This window comes from Arthrobacter sp. 2MCAF15 (genome assembly GCF_052115605.1).
Taxonomy (GTDB): Bacteria; Actinomycetota; Actinomycetes; order Actinomycetales; family Micrococcaceae; genus Arthrobacter.
This window is the reverse complement of sequence record NZ_JBFRGZ010000027.1, coordinates 13,434-36,933: the sequence shown is the minus strand read 5'-3', so window position 1 is coordinate 36,933 and position 23,500 is coordinate 13,434. Positions and strand designations below refer to the sequence as shown.

At 66.0% G+C, this 23,500-nt stretch carries 21 protein-coding genes and 1 pseudogene; 15 read left to right on the top strand and 7 right to left on the bottom strand.

Annotated elements, in window-relative coordinates:
- The 5 genes and pseudogenes from AB4089_RS21270 to AB4089_RS21250 all read left to right on the top strand — a co-directional run.
- A pseudogene (locus AB4089_RS21270) lies at positions 1 to 159 on the top strand (lipoyl synthase); the annotation flags it as partial.
- Positions 160 to 190: 31 nt separating this feature from the next.
- On the top strand, positions 191 to 1,027 hold the full coding sequence (locus AB4089_RS21265; RefSeq protein WP_441411260.1) for a methylenetetrahydrofolate reductase: 837 nt from the start codon (positions 191 to 193) through the stop codon (positions 1,025 to 1,027).
- Positions 1,017 to 2,483: a D-serine/D-alanine/glycine transporter gene (gene cycA, locus AB4089_RS21260; protein WP_441411259.1), complete on the top strand. Its 1,467-nt coding sequence runs from the start codon at positions 1,017 to 1,019 to the stop codon at positions 2,481 to 2,483. Before AB4089_RS21265 ends, cycA begins: the two co-directional genes overlap by 11 nt.
- Positions 2,480 to 3,412 (top strand): formyltetrahydrofolate deformylase, encoded by a 933-nt coding sequence (gene purU, locus AB4089_RS21255; protein WP_441411258.1) that lies wholly within the window; start codon positions 2,480 to 2,482, stop codon positions 3,410 to 3,412. The genes cycA and purU overlap by 4 nt, the downstream gene beginning before the upstream one ends.
- Positions 3,413 to 3,790: 378 nt before the next feature.
- A complete protein-coding gene (locus AB4089_RS21250; RefSeq protein WP_441411261.1) occupies positions 3,791 to 4,228 on the top strand; it encodes a gluconokinase in 438 nt (145 codons plus the stop codon).
- Here the strand turns inward: AB4089_RS21250 and AB4089_RS21245 are convergent.
- The 3 genes from AB4089_RS21245 to AB4089_RS21235 all read right to left on the bottom strand — a co-directional run bounded on the left by AB4089_RS21245 (position 4,225) and on the right by AB4089_RS21235 (position 8,389).
- A complete protein-coding gene (locus AB4089_RS21245; RefSeq protein WP_441411257.1) occupies positions 4,225 to 5,490 on the bottom strand; it encodes an NYN domain-containing protein in 1,266 nt (421 codons plus the stop codon). The two genes, AB4089_RS21250 and AB4089_RS21245, sit on opposite strands and share 4 nt — an antisense overlap.
- Before the next feature lie 121 nt (positions 5,491 to 5,611).
- Positions 5,612 to 7,129, bottom strand: a complete 1,518-nt coding sequence (locus AB4089_RS21240; protein WP_441411256.1) for a cation:dicarboxylate symporter family transporter — start codon at positions 7,127 to 7,129, stop codon at positions 5,612 to 5,614.
- A gap of 300 nt (positions 7,130 to 7,429) precedes the next feature.
- Positions 7,430 to 8,389: an aldo/keto reductase gene (locus AB4089_RS21235; RefSeq protein ID WP_441411255.1), complete on the bottom strand. Its 960-nt coding sequence runs from the start codon at positions 8,387 to 8,389 to the stop codon at positions 7,430 to 7,432.
- Between the two features lie 99 nt (positions 8,390 to 8,488).
- Between AB4089_RS21235 and AB4089_RS21230 the strand changes: the two genes are divergently transcribed.
- The 3 genes from AB4089_RS21230 to AB4089_RS21220 all read left to right on the top strand — a co-directional run bounded on the left by AB4089_RS21230 (position 8,489) and on the right by AB4089_RS21220 (position 11,149).
- The gene (locus tag AB4089_RS21230) at positions 8,489 to 9,091 is read left to right on the top strand and encodes a TetR family transcriptional regulator (RefSeq protein WP_441411254.1); all 603 of its coding nucleotides are present in this window, start codon (positions 8,489 to 8,491) and stop codon (positions 9,089 to 9,091) included.
- Between the two features lie 277 nt (positions 9,092 to 9,368).
- Positions 9,369 to 10,181: an alpha/beta fold hydrolase gene (locus AB4089_RS21225; RefSeq protein ID WP_441411253.1), complete on the top strand. Its 813-nt coding sequence runs from the start codon at positions 9,369 to 9,371 to the stop codon at positions 10,179 to 10,181.
- Positions 10,178 to 11,149, top strand: coding sequence for a diguanylate cyclase (locus AB4089_RS21220; RefSeq protein ID WP_441411252.1), 972 nt, complete (start codon positions 10,178 to 10,180; stop codon positions 11,147 to 11,149). Before AB4089_RS21225 ends, AB4089_RS21220 begins: the two co-directional genes overlap by 4 nt.
- 89 nt (positions 11,150 to 11,238) lie before the next feature.
- Here AB4089_RS21220 and AB4089_RS21215 read toward each other — a convergent pair whose 3' ends face one another.
- The 3 genes from AB4089_RS21215 to AB4089_RS21205 all read right to left on the bottom strand — a co-directional run bounded on the left by AB4089_RS21215 (position 11,239) and on the right by AB4089_RS21205 (position 14,303).
- Positions 11,239 to 11,442 (bottom strand): hypothetical protein, encoded by a 204-nt coding sequence (locus AB4089_RS21215; protein ID WP_390203813.1) that lies wholly within the window; start codon positions 11,440 to 11,442, stop codon positions 11,239 to 11,241.
- A gap of 290 nt (positions 11,443 to 11,732) precedes the next feature.
- Positions 11,733 to 13,013: a cation:proton antiporter domain-containing protein gene (locus tag AB4089_RS21210; RefSeq protein ID WP_441411251.1), complete on the bottom strand. Its 1,281-nt coding sequence runs from the start codon at positions 13,011 to 13,013 to the stop codon at positions 11,733 to 11,735.
- Positions 13,014 to 13,220: 207 nt separating this feature from the next.
- A complete protein-coding gene (locus tag AB4089_RS21205) occupies positions 13,221 to 14,303 on the bottom strand; it encodes a LacI family DNA-binding transcriptional regulator (RefSeq protein WP_441411250.1) in 1,083 nt (360 codons plus the stop codon).
- A gap of 190 nt (positions 14,304 to 14,493) precedes the next feature.
- Between AB4089_RS21205 and AB4089_RS21200 the strand changes: the two genes are divergently transcribed.
- The 5 genes from AB4089_RS21200 (at position 14,494) to AB4089_RS21180 (ending at position 19,318) form a co-directional block, all read left to right on the top strand.
- Positions 14,494 to 15,357, top strand: coding sequence for an ABC transporter substrate-binding protein (locus tag AB4089_RS21200; protein WP_441411249.1), 864 nt, complete (start codon positions 14,494 to 14,496; stop codon positions 15,355 to 15,357).
- Positions 15,358 to 15,495: 138 nt separating this feature from the next.
- Positions 15,496 to 16,284, top strand: coding sequence for an amino acid ABC transporter permease (locus AB4089_RS21195; RefSeq protein ID WP_390203809.1), 789 nt, complete (start codon positions 15,496 to 15,498; stop codon positions 16,282 to 16,284).
- A complete protein-coding gene (locus AB4089_RS21190; protein WP_441411248.1) occupies positions 16,281 to 17,060 on the top strand; it encodes an amino acid ABC transporter ATP-binding protein in 780 nt (259 codons plus the stop codon). The genes AB4089_RS21195 and AB4089_RS21190 overlap by 4 nt, the downstream gene beginning before the upstream one ends.
- Positions 17,060 to 18,115, top strand: coding sequence for a Gfo/Idh/MocA family protein (locus tag AB4089_RS21185; RefSeq protein ID WP_441411247.1), 1,056 nt, complete (start codon positions 17,060 to 17,062; stop codon positions 18,113 to 18,115). Before AB4089_RS21190 ends, AB4089_RS21185 begins: the two co-directional genes overlap by 1 nt.
- An 81-nt stretch (positions 18,116 to 18,196) precedes the next feature.
- Positions 18,197 to 19,318, top strand: coding sequence for an NAD(P)/FAD-dependent oxidoreductase (locus AB4089_RS21180; protein WP_441411246.1), 1,122 nt, complete (start codon positions 18,197 to 18,199; stop codon positions 19,316 to 19,318).
- Positions 19,319 to 19,409: 91 nt separating this feature from the next.
- On the opposite strand, the gene AB4089_RS21175 is transcribed toward AB4089_RS21180, so the two are convergent.
- Entirely contained in the window at positions 19,410 to 21,086 is a 1,677-nt protein-coding gene (locus AB4089_RS21175) for a PucR family transcriptional regulator (protein ID WP_441411245.1), read from the bottom strand.
- Between the two features lie 141 nt (positions 21,087 to 21,227).
- Here AB4089_RS21175 and AB4089_RS21170 point away from each other — a divergent pair, with 141 nt between their 5' ends.
- Together AB4089_RS21170 and AB4089_RS21165 are read left to right on the top strand one after the other, a co-directional pair.
- Complete coding sequence (locus AB4089_RS21170) at positions 21,228 to 22,541, top strand: alpha-hydroxy acid oxidase (RefSeq protein ID WP_441411244.1); 1,314 nt, start codon at positions 21,228 to 21,230, stop codon at positions 22,539 to 22,541.
- Positions 22,541 to 23,494 carry an ABC transporter substrate-binding protein gene (locus AB4089_RS21165; RefSeq protein WP_441411243.1) on the top strand — a complete coding sequence of 318 codons (954 nt, stop codon included), beginning with the start codon at positions 22,541 to 22,543 and terminating at the stop codon, positions 23,492 to 23,494. Before AB4089_RS21170 ends, AB4089_RS21165 begins: the two co-directional genes overlap by 1 nt.
- The last annotated feature ends 6 nt before the right edge of the window (positions 23,495 to 23,500 follow it).

The following is a 23,500-nucleotide window of genomic DNA, read 5'->3' as shown; positions in this document are numbered from 1 at the left end:
ATGTCCGGGCCGCTGGTGCGCTCCTCCTACCGCGCCGGCCGGCTCTGGGCCACCGCGATGCGCAAGAAGGGCTGGGAAATCCCCGCCGAACTCGCGCACATCGAAAGCTCCGGCAGCACCCGCCAGGAAGCCAGCTCCCTGCTCGCGGCTACGGCCTGACCAGACCAACCCTGATGTTCAGAGAGGACCAATGATGTTCCCCATCAGAATTGAAATTATCCCTTCGGAGGGAATCGTTGAGCGGGTCACGGACCTTGTGCCGTTGACCACCACGCTCACAGTGACGTGCCTGCCCCATCACGGCATCGAGCGAACCATGCGCACTGCCGTGCAGCTTGGTGTGCTGGGCTACACCGTCATCCCGCACCTCGCCGCGCGGAGCCTGCGTGACCGGGCCGAGCTGACCGGAATCCTCCGCGACTGCGATGCCGCCGGCATTCGCGAGGTGTTTGTCATCGGCGGGGACCGGAAGCGGCCGGCCGGCCAGTATGAGTCCGCCCTTCCGCTGCTGGAGGACATCTCGCAGTACACCGGCGGGTTGATGCGGGCAGGCATTGCCGGCTACCCGGAGGGCCACCCCTCCGCCGGCCCAGTGGACATGCTGGACGCGCTTCTGGCAAAGCAGCACTTGGCCTCGCACGTTGTGACCCAGATGTGCTTCGCCCCGGAGAAAATCCTTGATTTTGCGGCGCTCCTGCGCCGCGAAGGCGTTGAGCTGCCCGTCTGGGCAGGGGTGGCGGGGTCCGTGCCCCGGACCAAACTGGTCTCCCTGGCGACGCAGATCGGCGTCGGAAGTTCCCTGAAGTTCCTGAGCCGGAAGGGCCCGCTGGCCCGCAAACTCCTGAGCGGTGACCTCTACTCACCACAAAACCTGGTGTCCGGGCTGGAAAGCCAGCCGGGCAACCTCGCGGGCATCCATCTTTACAGCTTCAACAGCCTTGACTCTGTTCCCGGCGGACCGGGTCAGGCGTCCACCTCAGCAGCACTCCAGACAGCATTGATTCGAGGAGCAGCACGTGACAACTGAAACCGTAACTTCCCATCAGGAACCGCATCTTGAGCGGCAGCTCAGCAACCGGCACATCCAGCTGATCGCCATTGGCGGCGCCATCGGCACCGGCCTCTTCATGGGGTCGGGCAAAACTATCTCAGCGGCCGGACCCTCCGTCATCTTCGTCTACATGATCATCGGCTTCATGCTGTTCTTCGTGATGCGGGCCATGGGCGAGCTCCTGCTGAGCAACCTGAACTACAAATCCTTCAGCGACTTCGCAGCGGACCTCCTCGGGCCCTGGGCCGGTTTCTTCACCGGTTGGACGTACTGGTTCTGCTGGGTGATCACGGGAATCGCTGACGTCATCGCCATTGCCGGCTACTCCAAGGAACTCTGGCCGGGGCTGCCGCTGTGGATCCCGGGGCTGGCCACTGTGGCCATCCTCCTGCTCCTGAACCTCACCACGGTGAAGGCATTCGGCGAGACGGAGTTCTGGTTCGCGCTGATCAAGATCATCGCTATCGTGGCGCTGATCGTGGTGGGCCTGTTCATGATCTTCAGCGGTTTCCAGTCCGACGCTGGCCCTGCAACCTTCTCGAATTTGTGGAGCCACGGCGGATTCTTCCCGAACGAGTTCATGGGGTTTGTGGCCGGCTTCCAGATCGCCGTGTTCGCCTTTGTGGGCATTGAGCTGGTGGGCACCACCGCCGCGGAGGCCAAGGACCCGGAGAAGAACCTGCCCAAGGCCATCAACTCGATTCCCATCCGCGTGCTGCTCTTCTACGTGGGCGCCCTGATCATCCTGATGTCCGTCACCCCTTGGACCCAGTTCCAGGCCGGCCACAGCCCCTTCATCGCCATGTTTTCCCTGGCAGGGCTCGGAGCTGCGGCAACGATCGTGAACCTAGTGGTGCTCACCTCGGCCATGTCCTCAGCCAACTCCGGCATCTACTCCACATCACGCATGGTGTACGGGCTGGCACGGGAGGGCGACGCTCCGTCCGCCTTCGGCGCCTTGTCACGCCGCAAGGTTCCCCAGAACGCCCTGTTCCTGTCCTGCGTCCTCCTGCTCTCCGGCGTGGTGCTGATGTACGCCGGCCAGGACATCGGCAAGGCCTTCGACATGGTGACAACTGTGTCCGCCGTCTGCTTCGTGTTCGTGTGGTCCATCATCCTGGCCAGCTACGTGGCCTTTCGCAGGCGCCGGCCGCACCTGCATGATGCGTCCAAGTACCGGATGCCGGGCGGCGTCCCCATGGTCTGTGTGGTCTTCGCGTTCTTCGCCTTCGTTCTCTGGGCCCTGACCACGCAGCCGGACACGCTTCTGGCGCTCCTTGTCACGCCGGTCTGGTTCATCCTGCTCGGCGCCGCGTGGTTCGTGCTGCGCCGGCGCCCCGCGCACCTGGCCCGCCATGCACGGTTCCAGGCCGAGCTCGCGCAGGAAGAGGCATCAGCTGTTGCGCGAGAGTTTGAGAAGGTGAAGAAATGACCGCACAGACCCCCGGCCTGGCACCTGTGGAACTCGGTGCCACCGTGGAGCACGTCCTGACCGTCGACTGTGTGGAGTCGCCGGGCATCGTCCATTCGGTCTCGGGATTCCTGCTCAACCACGGCTGCGACATCCTGGACATCAAGCAGTACGGGGACAAGGGGCAACGGCACTTCTTCATGCGCGTCCACTTTTCCTCGGGTTCCTCCGCCGACTCATCACCCGGCTCCTCCCCAGAGCAGGAGTCCTTCAGTACCGAGGACCTGCGCCGCGACTTCACGCCTGTGGCCGAGAAGTGGCAGATGAATTGGCAGCTGGAACCGCATGGCCGCAAACGCCGTGTCCTGGTGATGGTGTCCAAAATGGGCCACTGCCTCAACGATCTACTCTTCCGGGCACGGACCGGCGACATCCCGGTGGAGATCGTGGCCGTGGTGTCCAACCACCGCGACCAGGAGGGCCTGGTCCAGTGGCACAGCATCCCGTTCTTCCACGTGCCGGTCACCAAGGACACCAAGCGCGAGGCGGAGGCCCGGCTCCTAGAGCTGGTGGACGCCCTCGACGTGGAACTCGTGGTCCTGGCCCGTTACATGCAGGTCCTGAGCGATGAGCTCTCGGCCCAGCTTGCGGGGCGGGCCATCAACATCCACCACTCGTTCCTGCCCAGCTTCAAAGGCGCGAAGCCGTACCACCAGGCCTACGATCGCGGCGTCAAGACCGTGGGCGCCACGGCCCACTACGTCAACGCCGAACTCGACGAGGGTCCGATCATTGCCCAGCAAGTCATCGAGGTGGACCACACGTACACCGCCGATGACCTGGTGGCCGTGGGCCGGGACGCCGAATGCGCGGCCCTCCGCAACGCCGTGCGCTGGCATTGCGAGGGCCGGATCCTGCTGCTCGGCAACCGCACCGTCATTTTGCGGTAGGCCATGCAACCAACAAATAGGCCAGCGCGCGAGTCGTCGCACCGGAAGCGCGCTGATCGGCGGTTGCGCAGGGAAACCTGGGCTGTCATTCTCACGGCCGGTGCGCTGTTGGCAGTCATCCTGTCGCAGGCACTGTCCTATGGAAACTGACTAGACGCAAGCGGACGACTGGAAACTGACTAGACGCCAGCGGACGACGGCGGGAGGTCCCGCCGTCGTCCGTTTGGCCCCGCCAGCCGCTGGTCATGCCGTTTCGGTCCCTGGTCCCAGCGGAGGCGGTGACGGCCCATCTGCTATTGGCCGGCGGGTTGGAACAATTCGATTACGTTGCCGGACGGATCTTCCAGCAGGATCTGCCGTCCGCCTGGGCCGGTGACAATGTCGTTCCGGAACGTCAGGCCGGCCCCATCGGCGCCCAGCGGCGTCCCGTTGGACGACGACGACCGGGCGCCGTGGCTCGCCCAAATCGGCGCCGCGCTGGCGACTCCGGCCGACGAAACCGGCTCGCGGATCATCGCCTGCTCGGCGCTCAAGCGCCGGTACCGCGACCTGCTGCGCAGCTTGGCCCCGGACCTGGTGTTTATCCATCTGTCCGGTGAGGCGGCGACCATTTCGGGCAGGCTGGCCAGCCGGGCGCACGAGTACATGCCCAGCAGCGTGCTGGCCTCCCAGCTGGCCACGCTCGAACCTCTGGGCCCCGATGAAGCCCACATTGTTGCGGACATCCGCGACGATCCGGAGGCGCTGGTGGACGGAATCGTCCGGCACCTCGGGCTGCTCGCCGGCCGGTCGGCCGCGGTGGGAACCGACGCCTAAGGCACGGACCGGGCGTCGCCTGGGCCCGTCTCCAGCAGGCCGCCGCCGGCCCAGCGCCTGAGCGCGAGCTTCTCGGCGTCGTCGAACTCCATGAGGGCCAGCCGGCACAGCTCCTCGACATTTCTGGTCCACGCGGCGGCGAGTTCCCTGGCCGTCATCTCATCGGAGAGCGAACCGCCGGCATACACCACGCCCTGGATCACGAAGTTGACCGCAGAGCGGGACACCGGCTGCCCGGCCGCAACACAGTCGTCCCGGACGGACCGGGCCAGTTCGCCGCGGTTGGCCACGTGCTCGCGCAGCTTCGCCTCCAGCGACAGGAAAACTTGCCCGAACTGTTCGGCGGACAGCGCCGGCACGTCAGTGACCCGGGTGACCTGCTCCTCGATGGCAGGCCGGCCCTCGGATGCCAGCGAGGACAGCTCCGGGGAGAACCGCTTCGAGTCCCACACCCAGCCAGGCGACGGCGTGGACGAGTACTCAACGCCCTGGCCGATCTGCGCGATCCAGGCCCCGAACTTCCCGTGCCCGCCCCAATCGGTCTTCAGCGACGGGTCCGCGGTCAGCGCCCGGTGTGCCGCGACTGCACCTGTGACGGGGCCGGGCGCGGCCTGTACCAGGGCCCTGACCTCGTCGGCGGCCGTCGTCGCGGAGCCGGGAGCGCCCGGTGCGGTGCGGAGCGGCTGGCCGAGGCCGGCAGTCGGCACCATGCGGGGAATGCCTGCGGAGGTCCCGTTGAGGATTGCCACGAAGTCGTGGGACTCCACCACGCTGTCAGCCATTTCCCGGTACGCGAACGCCACGGCGCCGGCGGCGATGACGGTGGTCATGCGGTCTGCCGCCCGGAACCGCTGGACCAGCGAGGTGAAGTCCGCATCCGCCGACGCGACGAAGAATTCCTCAACATGGGCCGCGCCGGACAGGGCATCCATGGCGTCCAGCACCAGGTTGATATCGGTGCTGGACTTACCCCGCTGCGTCAGGGACGGGCAGTCGATCACGCGGAAGCCCGCACGCGTCCAGTAGGGCCGGTACTTGGAGTAGATCACCGGGTTCAGGTAGCAATTGCGGATCAAAAAACGCCGGGATTCCTCGCCCGCGCCGCCGTCGGCCAACGCCTCCGTCCAATGCTTGGGATCCTCCGCGAACCTCTTGGCGGCCGCCGGGTCCAAGGCCATCAGGCCGGTGTAGACGTTGTCGAAATCCACGAACATCGCGGCGCGGATGCCGGGCCGCCGGGGCTGGGAGAGGGGATCGCTCATCGGCTCAGTGTGCCAGCAAGAGAGGGGACGTACCAGATGTGTCCTTCACCAGGTGCCGGGGGCCCCACGCGCAGGTCCCCGTCCCGGCGGGACCGGGACGGGGACCTGGGTGGGGTTGCAGCTATTCGTTGATGCTGGCCGGGCTGTGCTCCACCGCCGGTCCGGCCTGGCCGGCACCGGGTGAGCGCCTGCTCATCTGGAACTCAGGGATGTCGTCGGGCGCAGGGCCGCCGCGGAACTTCGGTGACGGCTGACCGCCCTCACTGATCCGCTCGAGTTCCTGGTCCTCGAAGTCATCCTCCGCGCCGAGCATGATCGCGGAATCGTGGTTGGTGATCTCTCCACGGAAGGCTCGGACCATGACGTCGCGGTCGAACTGGCCTTCCCACTTGGAGACCACGAAGGTGGCCACGCAGTTGCCCAGCAGGTTCACCACCACACGCATGGAGTCCATGAGGCGGTCGGCGCCGAGCAGGAGCGCGACGCCAGCGACCGGGAAGATGCCCAGGGCCGCTGCCGTGGCGGACAGTGCAAGGAACGACGAACCGGGCACGCCGGCCATGCCCTTGGAGGTCAGCAGCAACACGCCCAGTGCCGCGAGCTGCTGCCCCAGATCGAGGTGGTGACCGAACGCCTGAGCCAGGAACAGCAGCGAGATCGAAAGGTAGATCGCGGCGCCGTCGAGGTTGAAGGAGTAACCCGTGGGGACCACCAGCCCGGTGGTGGCGCGGGAGCAGCCCGCGTTGGTCAGTTTGGTCATGATGCGCGGCATCACGGCCTCGGTGGAGGCGGTGCCCAGGGCCAGCAGGAATTCTTCGCGGGTGTATTTCAGGAAGTGCCACAGCGGGACCCGGGCAAAACCCCAGGCCAGGAGGAACAGGAGCCCGATGAAGATGACGGCGGCGCCGTAGCAGGCGGCGATCAGTTTGGCGTAGGTGCCCAGGGTTCCGAGCCCGTACTGGCCGATGATGAACGCCATGGCGCCGAAGGCGCCGATCGGCGCGACCTTCATGATCCACGACATGATCTTGAAAATGAGCTCAAGAACAGTCTCCATGAGGCTGATGACCGGCATGCAGCGTTCGCGGCCAATGACGACGATCGCCGCTCCGAAGAACACGGAGAAAAACAGGACCTGAAGCAGGCTGTTGCTCGCGAAGGCTCCGACGACACTGACGGGAATGATGTCCAGGATGAACGCCGCCGCGTCCTTCGGCGGCGTGGTGCCGGTCTTGGCGTTGAGGGCTTCCTGGGACAGCGTGCTGGGATCGATGTTCAGGCCGGCACCGGGCTGGACGATGTTGCCCACGATGAGGCCGAAAACCAGGGCAAACAGCGTGGCCGCCGTGAAGTACAGAAGGGCCTTGACTCCTACCCTTCCGACCGCCTTGACGTCGCCTACTGCCGAAATTCCGGTGACAATCACCAGGAAAATCAGCGGCGCGATGATCATTTTGATGAGCTGGATGAATCCGTCACCGAGTGGCCTCAGCTGGGAACCGAGGCCCGGCCAGAAATGGCCAATGAGCACTCCTGCCACGACGGCGATCAGAATTTGGAAGAAGAGCGACCTATACAAGGGCTTCTTCTTCGACGGCGCCGAACTCGCCTTCAGCGCCGCAGAGTCTGGGATCTTCATTGATCTGTACCTATCAATCGGGAACAGCTCCGGAAATCGGAGTCTGTTTCCAAAGTAACGCCGCTCACATTTTTCCACAAGAGGAAAATGCAATTTCACAATGTGGAATTGTAAGAGCGGATTACCGACTGCGGCCCGCCCTAAGGCTGCAAAATCAAGGGTTTCCGTGCCAAAAGAAGGAGGGCTGCCCTGCGCCCACGGGTATCCGCCCGGCCGCTCTTTCGGGCAGAAATCCCGCGAGCGGGCGCTTTGTGACTCCCCGGCCTGCCCTCCCTTGTCGCATTCCTGCCGAACGCGGGTCTATTCCCAGGCGGGGGTGTTTCTGGCATAGCGGGCGCCGAACCCGCCGGTGGGCAGGATCTCGGCAATGCGGGCCAGGTCCGCCGCGGTCAGGACAAAGTCGGCGGCACCGATGTTCTCCGCGACTCGCTGCGGGCTCCGGGTTCCGGGGATGGGAACGATGTCCTGCCCCTGCGCGAGCAGCCATGCGAGGGCCAGTTGGGCGACGGTGCCTCCCTTGGACTCGGCCAGTTCGCGCAGCAGCCGTGTCGCTTCCAGGTTCTTCTCGAAGTTGCCCGGTTGCCAGCGTGGATCCGTGCGGCGCATGTCGGTCTGGTCGTACTCGCCGGCGGGCTTGGCTGTGCCGGTGAGGAAGCCGCGGCCGAGTGGTGAGTACGGCACGAAACCGATGCCCAGTTCAGCCAGGGTGGGGAAGATCGTCTCGACGTCGCGTTCGAACAGCGAGTACTCCGTCTGCAGTACCGAAAGCGGCTGGACGGCATGGGCGCGGCGGATCGTGTCCGGGCCGGCTTCGCTGAGGCCGAAGTACTTCACCGTGCCGGCGTCAATGAACTCCTTGACGGTGCCGGCGACGTCCTCGATCGGCACGTTCGGGTCGACGCGGTGCTGGTAGAGCACGTCGATGTGGTCCACACCCAGGTAGCGCAGGCTGTTCTCGACAACCTCGCGGATATGTTCGGGACGGCTGTCCAGGCCGTAGTCCCGGGTGAATCCGAACTTCGTGGCGATCACGATGTCATCGCGGAAACCCTTCACGGCCCGTCCCACGATCTTCTCGTTCTCGCCCCAGCCGTAGAGCTCGGCGGTGTCGAAGAACGTCACACCCAGGTCGCGCGCCGTCTGGATGGCCGCAATCCCCTCCTGTTCATCACCCGGCCCGTAGGCGAGGGAGATGCCCATGGCGCCGTAACCGAGCGCCGACGTCTCAAGGCCCTGCTGGCCCAAGGTTCGCTTCTGCATGTCTGCATTCCTTCCATCGATGTTTAGTCAGCATACGCCCTCCCTGTCAGTAACTGACAAGTTATTCCGACGCTGTCGGATTTGCACTAAGGTGAAAGGGTGACAAATGTGAAGAGTGAGGCGAAATCCGGGCTCCGCGACCTGACACGCGCATCAGTGCGGGCCCACGTGGCCGAGCAGGCGCTGCAAATGTTCGACGAGAACGGATTCGACGCAACCACGGTTGATGACATAGCGGGGGCGCTTGGCATTTCCGCCCGAAGCTTTTTCCGTTATTTCCCCGCCAAGGAAGACGTGGTCATTGGCGACCCGGCACCCATCGGCATGCGCGTCCGGGACGCCGCAATGGCAAGGCCGGCAGACGAGCCGATTTGGACCGTCCTGCGCCGGGCGTTCGACCCCATCGAGATTGCGACTCCGGAGGAGGTCACCCGGGGCCTGCGAACCATGCGCGTCATGATGAGCACAGCCTCGCTCCGCGCCCGCAACCTGGAAAAGCACATTGCGTGGGCCGCCCTGCTGGAACCCGTCATCTTCGAACGGCTCGCCGGGCCCGAGGACACCCGGCGGTTCCGCGCCCAGACACTGATCCATTCCGCGCTGTCCTGCTTGGACGTCGCCCTGGCTGAATGGACCCGCCGGGAAGCCGCCACCTCAGTCCAGGACCTGCTGGACGAGGCGTTCGCCACCCTCAACTGCTGACGTTCAAGAAAGTACTGCCGCCAACCAGGACCGACGCCCTTCTCGTCGGAAAATGCGACTGACCTGCGACGACGCATATCCCGGCCGGTGAGTCGCCCGGACTAGGATGAATGCAAATTGTTGAAACACTCCCTTGCAAGGGGGGGGCCTTTCGCGGGACGGCGCCAGCAGGAAGCGCCTGACGGATTTACCTGGGCCCGAGGCTCGGATTTGTAGTTCCACCGTCGGTCTCGATCGGTGGGCCTACGTGTCTGAATGGAAGGCGGGTTGCCCGTTTATGACTGGCGCAGCAGTGAGAAACAACGTGCAGATGTACGGGCCGGAAGAAGGCCCGGTCCTGTTGTTCGCCCACGGTTTTGGCACCGACCAGAGCATGTGGCACAAGATTCTGCCCTGGTTCACCGATCGCTACCGGGTGGTCCTGCTGGACCACGTCGGCTCCGGCGGCTCCGACCAGTCCGCCTACGATTCGGCCACTTATTCAGGCCTTGACGCCTACGTTGATGACCTGATGGAGGTCTGCGCCGAACTCGATCTGGAGGACGTGACCCTCGTCGGCCACAGCGTCGGATCCATGATGGCCGTCAGTGCAGCCGCCCGGGACGAAGGGCGCCGGTTCGCCCGCCTGGTCCTGGTCACGGCGTCGCCAAGCTATCTCGACCACCCCGAGGACGGCTACGCGGGAGGGTTCACCCGGCGGGACATTGAGGACGTCTTCGAATCCCTGGACGCCAACTACGTTGTCTGGGCCGAGTCGATGGCCCCGGTATACATGAATACTCCGCACGCGCCTGAACTGGACCACGAAATCCAGGGCAGCTTCGGACGGATCAGCCCCAGGGTGGCCCGCGACTTTGCCCGCGTTGCGTTCCTGTCCGATGTCCGGCACCTGCTCGGCGAGGTCACCATCCCCGTGCTGGTCCTGCAAAGCACGGACGACGTCGTCACGCCGGACCACGTCGGCACCTACCTGCACAATGCCCTCGCCAACAGCACCCTGGTGCGGCTTGCCGCCACCGGCCACTTCCCGCAAAGTAGCGCACCGGAGGAAACGTCCGCCGCCATCCTCGAATACCTGAAGCCGGCATGACCCAGATGGCCACCGAGGCTATCGATTACGGCCAGCTCTTCCACCAGGCACCTGCCGGCTACATCGTGTCCGGCGCCGACGGCACCATCCTGGCCGCGAACGCGACCATGTGCGCGTGGGCCGGGGTCCCTGCGGGCGGTCTGGACGGAACCCGGCTGCTGGACCTGATGCCGGCCGGGGACAGGCTGATGTACCGGACGCATGCCGGGCCGAAGCTGGAACGCGACGGCCATCTCGGCGAACTGTCGATCGAGCTGTTAGGACCGGACGGGGAGCGCCGGCCGGTCCTGCTGTCGATCACCCGGACTGTGGACGGGACAGAACCGAAAGACCTGATGGTCTTTTTCGCTGCCCCCGAGCGGCGGCGATACGAGCGCGAGCTGGCCAGCGCGCACCGGAAACTTCAGGACGCCGAGGCGAACCGCGCAAAGCTCTTGCAGGAGGCTCGCCATCGGGCGCTCCATGACCCGCTGACAGGGATGCCGAACCGGCGGCACTTGGAGGAAGACCTGCTCAGGGCGCTGGCCCGCGCCGGCGAAGAACGGCACCGCGTCGGTGTGCTGTTTTGCGATGTCAACAAGTTCAAGCAGGTGAACGATACCCTGGGCCACGCGGCCGGAGACCAGGTCCTGGAACACGTGGCCCGTATGCTTTCCGGGGCCGTGCGCGGGGCAGACACCGTCACGCGCTACAGCGGAGACGAGTTCGTTGTCCTGATCCCTCGGCTGGACCACCCCGGAGAGCTCCAGGCGGTTGCCGGCCGTGTCCGGGGCTGCCTGGCAGGCGCGGTCCCCATCGCGGGGAGTGAACTCCGGCTGGGCATGTCCGTTGGCCAGGCTGATACCGCAGTCCGGGCGGCCGCCGGTCCGGCAGAGCACAAGGAACTGGCCAAGGCCCTGCTTTTGGCCGCCGATCTGGACATGTACCGGGTCAAGACCGAAATGAGCGGCACCGCAACTGCCGGCTGATCTCCGCCGGTTGAACTTTGCCGGCTGATAGTGGGACCGGAGGCACCGACGACGGCGGGAGGAGGCTCCCGCCGTCGTCGGTGTGGTTGCTAGGAGGAAACTGCCTCGAGGTTCGCTGCACCGTGGTTCAGGCTCAGAGTGAAGGTGCCGGGTCCGCTGGCGTGGACCGCGATGTTGTTCTTGGAGGTGTTGTGGCGCTCGGAGAGCTCGTGGACCAGGGCGTCGAGCTCGTGGTGCATGGTGGAGCGGTCCCAGAGCTTGTGGGTTACAGAGGTGGCAGTTTCAAACGTCATTGTTCAGTGCTTCCATTCATGAATCCGGATGTCCGGCTGCCGCACCGATGCGGAGCCGCCGTGGGGCCAAACCAGGAACGCCTGAGACCTTGGGCAGCTCTGCGAGCTCACCGGTTTGGCCTCATTGCGTCCACCAGGATGGGTGCCCCGGGTTCACTGCGGACGCGGGGCGTCGGAGGAACGTCGGGGCTGCGTCGGCGGGAAATCACATTCCCCGCGTTGCCTTTCCATAGTGCACAGCGCCGAGCGGGCGGCTCAAGCCAGATGGCGAAAATTGTGCGTGAGACTCATCACAGGCCCTGGGGCGGAGTGGGTGTGTGCTTGCGGCTCAGGCCCCGGGCGGGAGCGGGAGCGACCGGCACTGGCCCGCCGGGCTCCGGTCCGGCCGCGGCGGCGGCCCGTCCATAGCGTGCGGCCAGCGGCGCGGCGCTGATGCCATGGGCCAGGACGCTGAGCAGCACAGTGGCCGCAATGACGGCGACGGCCTCATCGGCAATGGATCCAAGGGCTTCCAGTGCCAGCAGCGCGAACACGAGCGACGCCAGGCCGCGCGGACCGAACCACCCGACGAACAGGACGGTGGACCGGCCGAGGCCGGCGCCAATCAGGGCCAGGGCCACCGGCGCCATGCGCACCACCGTGAGGCTGAGTACGGCATACGCGATGGTCAGGGGGACGGAGTGCGCCACCATGATCGGAATGGTGATGGCTCCGAAGGCAAGCCACACCAGCAGCGACACCAGGCCGCCCATCTGCTCGACGAAGACCAGCTCGGCCGGGGCCCGTTGGCCGGCGCACGTGCCGAACGCCAGTCCGCCGCAGAACGCGGCGACAAATCCGTTGCCGCCCGCGGCGAGGGCGGCGCTGTAGGCGAGCAGGCTCAGGGCAAGGACCCCGATGCCGGCGAAGTCCTCGGCGCCGGTTCCGCGCCTCCGGGCCAGTTGCAGCAGCCACCCGCCCCCGGCGCCGATCAGTGCGCCGACGCCGGCGCCGAGCAGCAGTTCGACGAGCGGACTGCCGGGGCCGGCGGCGCTCTCCAGGCCCGCCGCGGCAGCCGCGCCGGCGATCGCGAGCATGACTACCGGGGTGGCGATGCCGTCGTTGAGGCCGCTCTCGACCGTGATCAGCTGCCGGATCCGCGACGGCACCGCCGGATTCGTCACCACGGGGATTCCGAGTGCGGCGTCCGTTGGGGCCAGGGCGGCGCCGACCAGGAGGGCCAGCCAGAACCCGAAGTGGGGAAAGAACCAGGCGGCCAGGGCCCAGCCGAACACAATCGTCAGGGGCAGGCCGATTCCCAGCAGCCGCACGTAGCGGCCCACGTCGCGGCGCAATTGCTGCAGCGGCAGGCGGGCGGCATCGGAGAAGAGCACCCACACCAGGGTGATCTCGACAACCGGGGTGATACCCGCCGGGGGCGAGGACCCGTCGATCAGCCCGAACCAAGCCATGGCGGCGCCGAGGGCGGTGAACACGATTGGTGCGGTCAGATCCGCCTGCTGCAGCCGCACCGAGACCAGCGCCCACGCGAACAGGGCGGCGGTGACAAGGACGACGACGGTCAGTTCCATGACGGATCTATGCCCGCTTCAGCCGGACCCGGACGAGGGTTGTCCGATTCCGGCGGCCGGACCAGTCCGCCCACAGGGACCACGCTCCCTCCGCCGCATGTTTGCGCTAGACCTACGGTCCACTCAAGCCTTCGACACGGCTCCGCGCCAGAGAACTAAGCCCTGTCCTGCATGCTGGGGAGGCTCGCAGGGCCACCCGCGGGCGGCTCAGTCGCCGGCCCTGACCGCCCGTGGGACCGCTACCGAGCCGCGGCGGATCAGTTCGGCCGTGAACGTCGGCGTGGCCGCAGGTGCCTTGCGGCCCTCGATCTGCCGGATCAGGGCCGACGCAGCCGCCACGCCCATGTCATACACGGGCTGGGCGATGACCGTGAGCGGGGGAGTGGTCAGGCGCGTCCAGGGGAAGTCGTCATACATGAGGAAAGAAACATCATCAGGAATCGACAGGCCGAGCTCGTGGATCGCCTCGACGACGCTGAGTCCGATCAGCCCGTCGGAGGCGATGATCGCCGTCGCCCGGTCCGGACGCTGCACCAGCTCGCGAGCGATTTTCTTGATCGACTCGTCGTCGCCGGCGTTGAGGCGGATCAGGTCGACGGGCAGGTCCAGCCCCGCCTCGTCGAACGCTCGCGTCATACCCGCGAGCCGGTCCGATATCTGCGACGAGTCCAGCTCCATGCCGTCGTTGTACGGCCCGGCTGTCTTGAGAGTGGAGACGAAGGCGATCCTCCGGTGGCCGGACGCGATCAGGTAGCTCGTGGATTCGTGTGAGATGTCCTCCATGTCGACGGCCACGGTGTCGACGTCGAGCCCGGGGGCCTTGCGGTCCAGAAGTACCAGCGGGCGGCCGGAATCGTGAACACGCCGTAAATGTTGCGTTTCCACCGATGACGCCGGTGCCACGATCAGGCCGTCCACGCGCTTGTCCAGGAGCACCCGCACGGCGTCGATTTCCGCCTCGGTGTCCTCATCTGTGTTGATCAGGATGACGTGAAAACCACTGCGCTTGGCGGTGTCCGTGATGCCCCGCGTGGCGAGGCCAAAATGTGKGTTTTCGATGTCCCCGACCACCACCCCGATGGTGTGCGACTTTCCCGTGTTCATGCTGCGGGCGAGCTCGTTGGGGCGGTATTCCAGCTCTTCGGCGGCGGCCAGCACGCGCTCACGCACGTCGTCGCTTACGGCACCATAGTTGCCCAGGGCGCGGGCGGCCTGGGCCTTGGAAACCTTGGCGGCTCGAGCGACGTCGGCGACAGTAACATCGCGGCGCCGGGAAGCATCACTATTCATTACGGCCTTTCGTAGTGGACCCCTTGACGCCCCATGTGGCTTCGATTACATTTCTAGCAATCGATGTGAGTCCGGTCTCAATCCTAGGGACTGAGACCGGACTCAGCAAGACCTAGCATCGACAGTCCCGCACTGCGGGGGCTCACCACCCGCCTAGCCCGCCCGTCACTCCCACGATTGGAAATAAGCTGTGAACACAGGAAAGAAATTGCGCCCGGGGGTGCTCGTCGCCGCCGCTGTTGCCGCGGTCCTGGCACTGTCCGGCTGCGGAGGATCCCCCTCCGCCCAGTCCGCCCCGGCGGACAACCCCTACGGCCTGATTGAGGCCGGCACCATTCGGGTAGCCAGCCTGGGTGACTCAAAGCCCTACACCTTCGCCGACGCTCAGGGTAACTTCACCGGCTTCGACGTCGAACTCTTCAAAGACGTCGCCCACCGCGCCGGAGTGGACAAGGTTGTCTTCACAGGACAGGACTTCTCCGGGCTGCTCGCGGCCGTCTCTAACGGCCAATTCGACGCCGGTGTCGCAGCGATCGGCATCACCGACAAGCGCAAGCAGACCGTCGACTTCTCTGATGGTTACCTGGCCGGCTACCTGACCGTCATCACCACGAAGACTTCAGGCATCACCGGCGCCGACGGCCTCGCTGGAAAGCGCCTCGGCGTCGTGCAGGGAACGCTGCAGGAGGCATACGCCGTCAAGAACTTCACGTCCGCGAGCCTGGTGCGTTTCCCGGACAACAACACCGCAATCTCCGCGGTGAACAGCGGATCCGTTGACGCCCACTTCCTGGACTACGAGGCCGCCAAGGCCTACCAGGAACAGTACGGACTGGTCAGCGCCGCTGACATCCCGTCCTTCGACGCCCCCGCCGGCTTCGCCGTGGCCAAGGGCAAGACCGCCTTCAAGGACGCCCTCAACAAGGGTCTGGCAGCAGCCATGGAAGACGGCACGTGGAAGAAGCTCTACGAGAAGTGGTTCCCGGGCTCGCCGATGCCCGAGCAGTACCTGCCGAAGGCCGAGCAGACGGCAACGCCTACGCCCAGCAAATAGACGGCCCAAACAAGTAAACGCCCGATACACACCGCAAGGCACACACGCCCGGCACCTGACCTGGCCACCGCCTGACCGGGCGGGCCGCATTCCGCGGCCCGCCCGGGATCCACAAGCTACCTACGTCTGAGAGCAACCATGGACTGGTTAAGCACCATCACCCGCACCTTCTTCGACTTCGGCGCAATGGCCGAGGTCCTGCCCCAACTGCTCGGGGTCGGTCTTCTAAACACGCTCATCATTTCCATTGCAGCAACGATTATCGGCGTAGTCCTCGGCATGATCGTCGCGGTCATGGGGATCTCGCCCTCCAGATGGCTCCGGGTCCCGGCCCGGATCTACACAGACCTCTTCCGCGGGCTCCCGGCCATCCTGACCATCCTGCTGATCGGTCAGGGATTCGCCCGCTTCAGCCAGTCCATCTTCGGCCCCTCGCCCTACCCGTTGGGGATCATTGCGCTGAGCCTGATTGCCAGCGCCTACATCGGCGAAATCTTCCGCGCAGGCATCCAGAGCGTGGACAAGGGCCAGGGCGAGGCGTGCCGCGCGCTGGGCATGAGCTACGCAAAATCCATGGCCCTGGTGGTCGTCCCGCAAGGCGTCCGCCGGGTCCTGCCGGCGTTGGTGAACCAGTTCATCGCGATCGTCAAAGACTCCTCGCTGGTCTACTTCTTGGGCCTGCTGGTCAGCGAACGGGAACTCTTCCGGGTTGGCCAAGACGCCGCGGTACTCTCCGGCAACCTCTCGCCCCTGGTCATGGCCGGCATCTTCTACCTGGTGATCACGGTTCCCCTGACCCACCTGGTCAACTACTTCGACAACCGCTTCCGGACCGGCCGGCGCCGTCCCGCCGCCCCCAGCAGCGGGCTGAAAGAAGTCAAAGAACTCGACGCGGCCTCGCCGCTGACCACCGGGAGCAACACGTGAACCTCGCAAGCATCAACACTAAAAGCACAGTCCCGGACATCGAGACCTTCCACGGGTCCAGCCTGGAACTGAAAAACCTGACCATGGCCTACGGCGACATCGACGTGCTCCGCAACGTCAGCCTCACTGTCGCCCCGGGCACCACCACCTGCGTTATCGGGCCTTCCGGCTCCGGCAAGTCCACACTTCTTCGTGGGGTTAACCGCCTGCACGAGCCCAAGAGCGGGGACGTGCTCCTCGCCGGCGAGAGTGCCCTGGAGGTCAAACCGGATGTCCTGCGCAGCCGCATCGGCATGGTCTTCCAGCACTTCAACCTCTTTCCGGACCATACTGCCCTCGAGAACGTGGCCTTGGCTCTTTGGAGCGTCAAGGGGATGTCCAAGGCCGAGGCCCGGGAACGCGCCCGCCGCCGCCTCGCTGAGGTTGGCCTCGCCGAGCGTGCCGACCACCGGCCGCGAGACCTCTCCGGGGGACAGCAGCAGCGCGTCGCCATTGCCCGTGCGCTGGCCATGGAACCAGAGGTCATGCTCTTCGACGAGGCCACAAGCGCGCTGGACCCGGAGTTGGTCAAGGGCGTCCTGAACCTCATGGCAGGCCTGGGCCGCCGCGGCATGACCATGCTGGTGGTCACGCACGAGATGGGCTTCGCCCGCAAGGTCGCCGATCAGGTTGTCTTCATGGACGAAGGCGAGGTTGTCGAGTCTGGCACGCCGGCCGACCTCTTCGACAACCCCCAAAGCGAACGCCTCCAGCGCTTCCTCTCGGAAGTGCTGTGATGGGGACTCTGAAAGGGGCTAGTGCAGCGGCGCCCATCCGCACCGCAGTCGTCGGCTTCGGCATTTCGGGCAAGGTGTTCCACTCACCGCTGATCTCGGCGCAGCCCGGCTACTCGCTGGACGTCATCGTCACTGCAGATCCGGACCGCTCCGCCGAGGCGGTGCGGCGCTACCCGCACGCCCGGGTCGTCCCGACCCCGGAGGCCATGTTCGCCTTGGCCGGAGAGCTGGATCTCGTGGTCCTCGGCACGCCCCCGCTTACGCACTTCGATCTCGCCGCGACGGCCATCGCCCACGGCCTGCACGTGGTGGTGGATAAACCGTTCGTCACGACGTCGGCCCACGGCAAAGAGCTCATGTCCCGGGCGTCCGACGCCGGCGTGCAGCTCACGGTCTTCCAGAACCGCCGMTGGGACGCSGACTTCCTGACGCTCCAAAAGCTCATCACGGACGGGGCGCTGSGTGAGGTCCGCACCTTCGAATCCCGCTTTGAGTGGTGGCGGCCGGAGGGCTTCGGGAACTGGCGCGACACCGCCGCGGTCTCCGCGGGCGGCGGAATCCTCAACGACCTTGGCGCCCATCTGATCGACCAGGCCATCCAGCTCTTCGGCCCGGTGGCGGCAAGCTACGGAGAGACCGCCAACCACGGTCCGGACCCGGACGGAGCCGACACCGAGGCCTTCGTGTCACTGCGCCATGAATCCGGGGTCCGGTCCCGGCTGTGGATGAACGGCATGGCGGCCCAGGTCGGTCCGCGTTTCCACGTCCTGGGCTCCGCAGCCGGCTACACGAAGTGGGGCCTGGACAGCCAGGAGCCGGCCCTCGCCGCCGGCATGACGCCGTCGGACCCCGCTTACGGAACCGACCCCCAAACTCATTGGGGGACCTTGGGTGTCGACGGAGACCTGCAGCCAATCGCGCCGGAACCCGGCGCCTATCCCGCGTTTTACACCCGGCTCGCGGCAGCCCTCCGGGGCCAAGGCCCGCTCCCGGTCGACCCCGCAGAATCACTTGAAGTCCTGACGGTCATCGAAAAAATCCACGCCCTGGCATAGCCGCACAGCGCTCCTTCAGCGCCCCGGCGCCCAGCCCGGTGCGCGCCCCGAAGCATCCACCACGAAAGATTAGGCAGATCCATGTCCTCCACCGCCCCAACCAAACGCGTCGCCATCATCGGCGGCGGCATCCTCGGAGTCTCCACAGCCGTCCACCTGCTCCGCGCAGGCGCCTCGGTGGTCCTCCTGACCGAGCGCGGCCTGGCCAGCGAGGCCAGCGGCCGCTCGCTGTCGTGGCTGAATTCCGCCGGAGAACGCTCCACCCCCTACCACCAACTCCGGGTTGCCGGCGTGGACCGCTACCGTACGCTCTTTGCCGCTGACCCCGCCCGGGAATGGCTGCAGTTCGGCGGCGGCCTCATGTGGAACCCGGCCGGACGGCGGGAAGTCACTGCAGCCCGCCACGGCTACGAGAAATCCATCGGCTACGACTCCAAGCTCCTGGCGCCCGAAGAGATTTCCTCAGCCGCTCCCGGCATCGACCCGGACGCCGTGCCGGAGAACGCCATCTTCAACCCCGGCGAGGGCTGGGTCAGCCTGCCCGACCTCGTGGACTTCCTGATGGAGGAATTCCACGCGTTGGGTGGCGAACTGGCGCTCAACGCCGGCAAGGCGTCCGTCACGGTCGACGGCGGCCGGGCTACCGGCGTCGAGACGGCCACCGGCGAAACGTATGGCGCGGACGCGGTCCTGGTCGCGTGCGGCGCCGCAACGCCCGCCGTCGTCGCGCCCCTCGGCGTCAAGATCCCCAACGCGTCGCCGGTCTCCATGCTGGTGCTGACCAAACCTGTGGAACACGAGCTGAAGGCCGTGCTGAATACCCCGCGGGCCGCCGTCCGGCCCAACCCCGGGAACACGCTCGCCCTGGACCACGACTGGTACGAGGAGCACATCACCGAACACGCCGACGGCTCGTTCGGCATCCCCGACGATGTGGTCCAGGAACTCGCCGGTGAAGCATCCAAGCTCCTCGCCGGATGCCCCGAGCTCAAGCCGGCCTCCTGGAAGATCGGCTACAAGCCCATCCCGGGCGACGGCGAGCCGGTCCTCGGCGAACTCGGCCAGGTGCGCGGCTGCTTCGTGGCCTTCACCCACTCGGGAGCCACGCTGGGCCTCATCGCGGGCGAACTTCTCGCGGGCGAGATCATGACCGGCGCCAAGCACCCGATGCTGGCCACCTTCCGGCCGGGACGCTTCTCGTAGTCAGCATCACTGCCAGAGCGAAAGCAGGCAGGATCCGGCGCCCGCTGGGTCCTGCCTGCTCGTGGTTCTGGCGATTTCTTACCCCTGGAAACTACGGCGCCGCCGGTGCAGCCGTAGGAGCCAGATCCATGGTTGTCAGGCGCAGCCACAGCCAGAGCCGTTGCTGCGGGTCGTCCAGGTCGAGGTCAAAGTCCTTGGCCAGGCGCCCCACGCGGTAGCGGACGGTGTTGTTGTGCACGTGCAGGCGTGCCGCCATGGCGGAGATGTTGCCGTTCGAGGTCAGGTAGGCGCGGAGGGTCTCCAGATAGTCCGTTTGCTGCTCGGCGTCGTGGGCCTGGATTTTCGTGATCTCGTCGAGGTCCGCAAGCCCGTTGTCGGCGATGAAAGCGCCGACTTTCAAAAGGCTCAGCGGAATCCGGTGGTCCTCGAACAGGCCGGCAGCGGAGGCTCCTGCGCCGCCGTCGCCCGGCGTTGCAGGATGCCGATGGACCAGATATTGCTGCGTTTGCAGTGCTTCAGACCTGGATCGCGGCAGGTCCTCGAGCTTGGGCGCAATGCCTCCCACTGCGGCGATGATCGGGTAGGAGCTGATCGTGTGTGCGTACGCCGCGATCTCCTGGGCCACGCGCCGGTGCGCCATCCTCGGGCTGGTTCCCCCGCAGGGCAGGAGGGCATAGACAACCGAGCCGATGAGGGCGCTGTGGCTCGCGCTGAACTGGATGTTGCACACCGTCGTGACAAGGTGCAGCAGCCGATGAATTTCGCGCACCGATTCGAGGCCGCCGGATTCGGGGCGGTTGATGGAAAAAGCCGCGACCGCCAGTCCCGGTCCCGCATCGAGCCCCAGCTGGGCGGCGGCGAAGGACGCGTGGACGGTGTCGTCCAAAAGCGTGCGGATCAGATCCCCATTGCGGCGTTCGCCAAAATCGGATGCCGAACGGGCATGGAGCATGTGCAGCCCTGCCAGTGGCGCCATCCTGGTGAGCGCCTCCAGGGAAGCCGCCCGTTTGCTCTCGCCGGGGTCGAGGATCCAGATCGAACCAAGCAGTTCACCACCGGCCCGCACGGCAAGTGCCAACCTGGCCATCTCGCCGTCTGCCTCCGGGATCAGCACCGCGCCCGGGGACGCGTAGACGATCTTGAAATCGGCATCGAAGGCCGGCGGCTTGATTTCCTGCAGGGAGAGTGTGGTGACGCGGCGCAATTCGTCGATGGGCTGGCCCGGCAGGGTCGAATAGCCCAGCACCCGTCCCAGCGGGTCAACGATGCTGGCGGCGCCGCTGGTGATGGATGCGGCGGCGTTGGCGAACGCGTAGAGATCCCCGAGCCGGACCCCCGAGACGGAGTCCACGGCGGCCCCCATGACCGATGCCCTGGCCAGTGCCACGAGCCGCGTCCAATCCGCGGTGTCAGGTGCGACGAGGACCGCGAGGCTGTGGCGGACCGCGGCGGAACGCAGCTGCTCCAGGGACGCCCCGTGGGCCTTGACGATCACGGCGGCCGCGTTGCTGTTCGACGCCCGGTGCAGCAGCTGGTCAAAATCCGGCGAACCGCAGCTGAGCCCGACAGCGAGGATGATCCGGTCCTCGATGCTCGTCCATTCGTCCATGGGGTCATACATCAGCACGTCCGAGACGGGATGCGCGAGGTTGTCCGGGGCGGGATTGGCATGCACCAGGCCGGCCTGCATGAGCTGGATGCAGTCCGACAACCTGACCAGCGCTGCGTTCTGGTCTAGCTCAGCAACAGGCTGTTCTCGCGGGTCCATATATGGAAGATATCACAGGCAAAAATCAATTCTTTTGGAGGAATCTACATATAGGCGAGGTGAGATCTTCGTCACCATTGAGGGACGAAGTTGATCGAGATTTCCACGCAGGAGATCCACGCAAGACATAAAGGACGCGAAATGAGAATTAAGGACATCAAGTCACTGGCGGCGGTCCAGGGGCCCGCCCGGTCAGTGGCGGAACGGCTGCAGCGGCGTTGCTACAGCGTTGAGGACATGCGGAAACTGGCCGCCAAGCGCCTGCCCGGGAGCGTGTTCGACTACATCGAGGGCGGCGGCGAGGACGAGGTCTCCCTGCGGCGCAACCAGGCGTCCTTTGACGACTGGGCCTTCCTCCCGAAGTGGGGTTCGGTGGAGCACCTGGACCTCAGCTCAACCCTCCTGGGCGGCCGGGTCGCGATGCCGCTCACCCTGTCCCCAACCGGCGGAACCCGGCTGTTCCACCCCGACGGCGAGACCGCCGTCGCCCGCGCCGCCCTGGACGCCGGCGTTCCCTACGGGCTGGCACACCTGAGCACCACCACCATGGAGCACGTCAGCGCCGCCGCCCCCGGACTGCGGCGCTGGTTCAACCTTGAGCCCACGGCGGACAAGGGCCTCCTGCAGGCTGTCCTGGACCGGGTCTCGAACGCGGGCTACGAGGCACTGGTGGTCAACGTCGACTGCCGGGCCATTGGGCACAGGGAACGCGACTACCGCAACGGATTCACCGCTCCGCCGTCCATCAAGCCCAAGACCGTCATTGAAGGGGCGCTGCACCCCCGGTGGGCCCTGGGATTCCTGGCCAACGATGCGATTGCCTTCCCGAACCTGGACGCCGAAATTCCGGAAGGCCCGCTCTCCAGCACCCCGGACATGTGGCGGACGCTGCTGGCGGGATCCTACGAACCCACGGACTGGGACGACATCCGTGACCTCAGGGAGCGGTGGAACGGTCCCATCATCCTCAAGGGCGTCGTCAACCCCAGGGACGCCGTCCTGGCTGCCGGGATCGGCATCGACGCCATCCAGGTCAGCAACCACGGCGGCAGGCAACTGGACCACATGGCCTCGGCCCTGGACGTACTGCCCGACATCGTCGAGGCGACGGCCGGCCGGCTAGAAATCATCGTCGACGGCGGCATCCGCCGCGGCTCCGACGTCGTCAAGGCCCTCGCGCTCGGTGCCGACGCCTGCGCAATCGGCCGCCCGTACCTCTATGGTCTCGCCGCCGCCAGCCAGGCCGGCGTTGCCCACGTCCTGAAGCTGATGGCCGCCGAAATGACGCGCACCATGATGCTGCTCGGCGTATCCACGATCCAGGAGCTGCGCGAGGAGGGCCGTGCCCTGATCCGGCACCGCAACGAGGCCTTCACGCGCGCCCTTCCCGCCGAAATCTCCCCGAACCCAACGTCCGCGGCCCAGCTGGCCTACTCCGATACGAGGACCCCCTGATGAAAACCCCCACAGCACCGGCTTCCCTGAAGCTCATTCCACGCGGCGTCCCCGCCGTCCTGGCTGCGGCGGCACTCCTGCTGGCGGCCACCGCCTGCGCCCCCAGCACCGCCACCTCACAGACGCCGACGCCGTCGGGAGACTCCGCCGGCACCGGCACCGGAGTCCCGGCCCTCGCGGTCAACGACGCCGCCGCGCAACTGCTCCCGGACTCGATCAGGTCAACAAAGGTCCTGCGCGTGGCCATCCCCACCAACGAGCCGCCGACGCAGTTCTACCGCGAAGGGACCCAGGAAATGACGGGGACCAACCCGGACATCGCACGCCTCCTCGGCCAGGCCCTGGGTGTGAAGGTAGAGATCCAGGTGGCCAATTTCGACTCCATCATCCCCGGAATGGCCGCAGGCCGGTATGACATGACCGTGTCCTCGATGACCCCCACGGAAAAGCGCATGGAGGTCCTGGACTTCGTGGACTACATGCAGATGGGCAACTCCATTGCAGTGGCAAAGGGGAACCCGCAGGGGATCACCGACCAACACGCCCTGTGCGGACGCAAGGTCGGGCTCCTGACCGGGTCCTACCAGCTCACGGTCAACGTCCCCGAGTACGACAAGGCCTGCACCGCGGCCGGCAAGGACACCATCCAGAGAAGCGAATTCCAGGACACACGGCAGGCCATCTCCGCCCTGTCCAGCGGACGGCTGGACGCCGTGCTGGCGGATTCGCCAATTCTGAACTTCGCTGCCACACAGAATCCCCAGATCGAGATCGCCGCAAAATATGACTTCACACCGGTCGGTGTGGGCATTCCCAAGGACTCCGGCCTGGTGAAATCCGTCTCCGCCGCACTCTCCGAGGTCATCAAGAGTGACTCCTACCTCAAGGTGCTCGGCAAGTACGGTCTTGAGTCCAGCGCCATTACCGACGCCCGCGTCAATTTTGCCCAATAGGAGGTG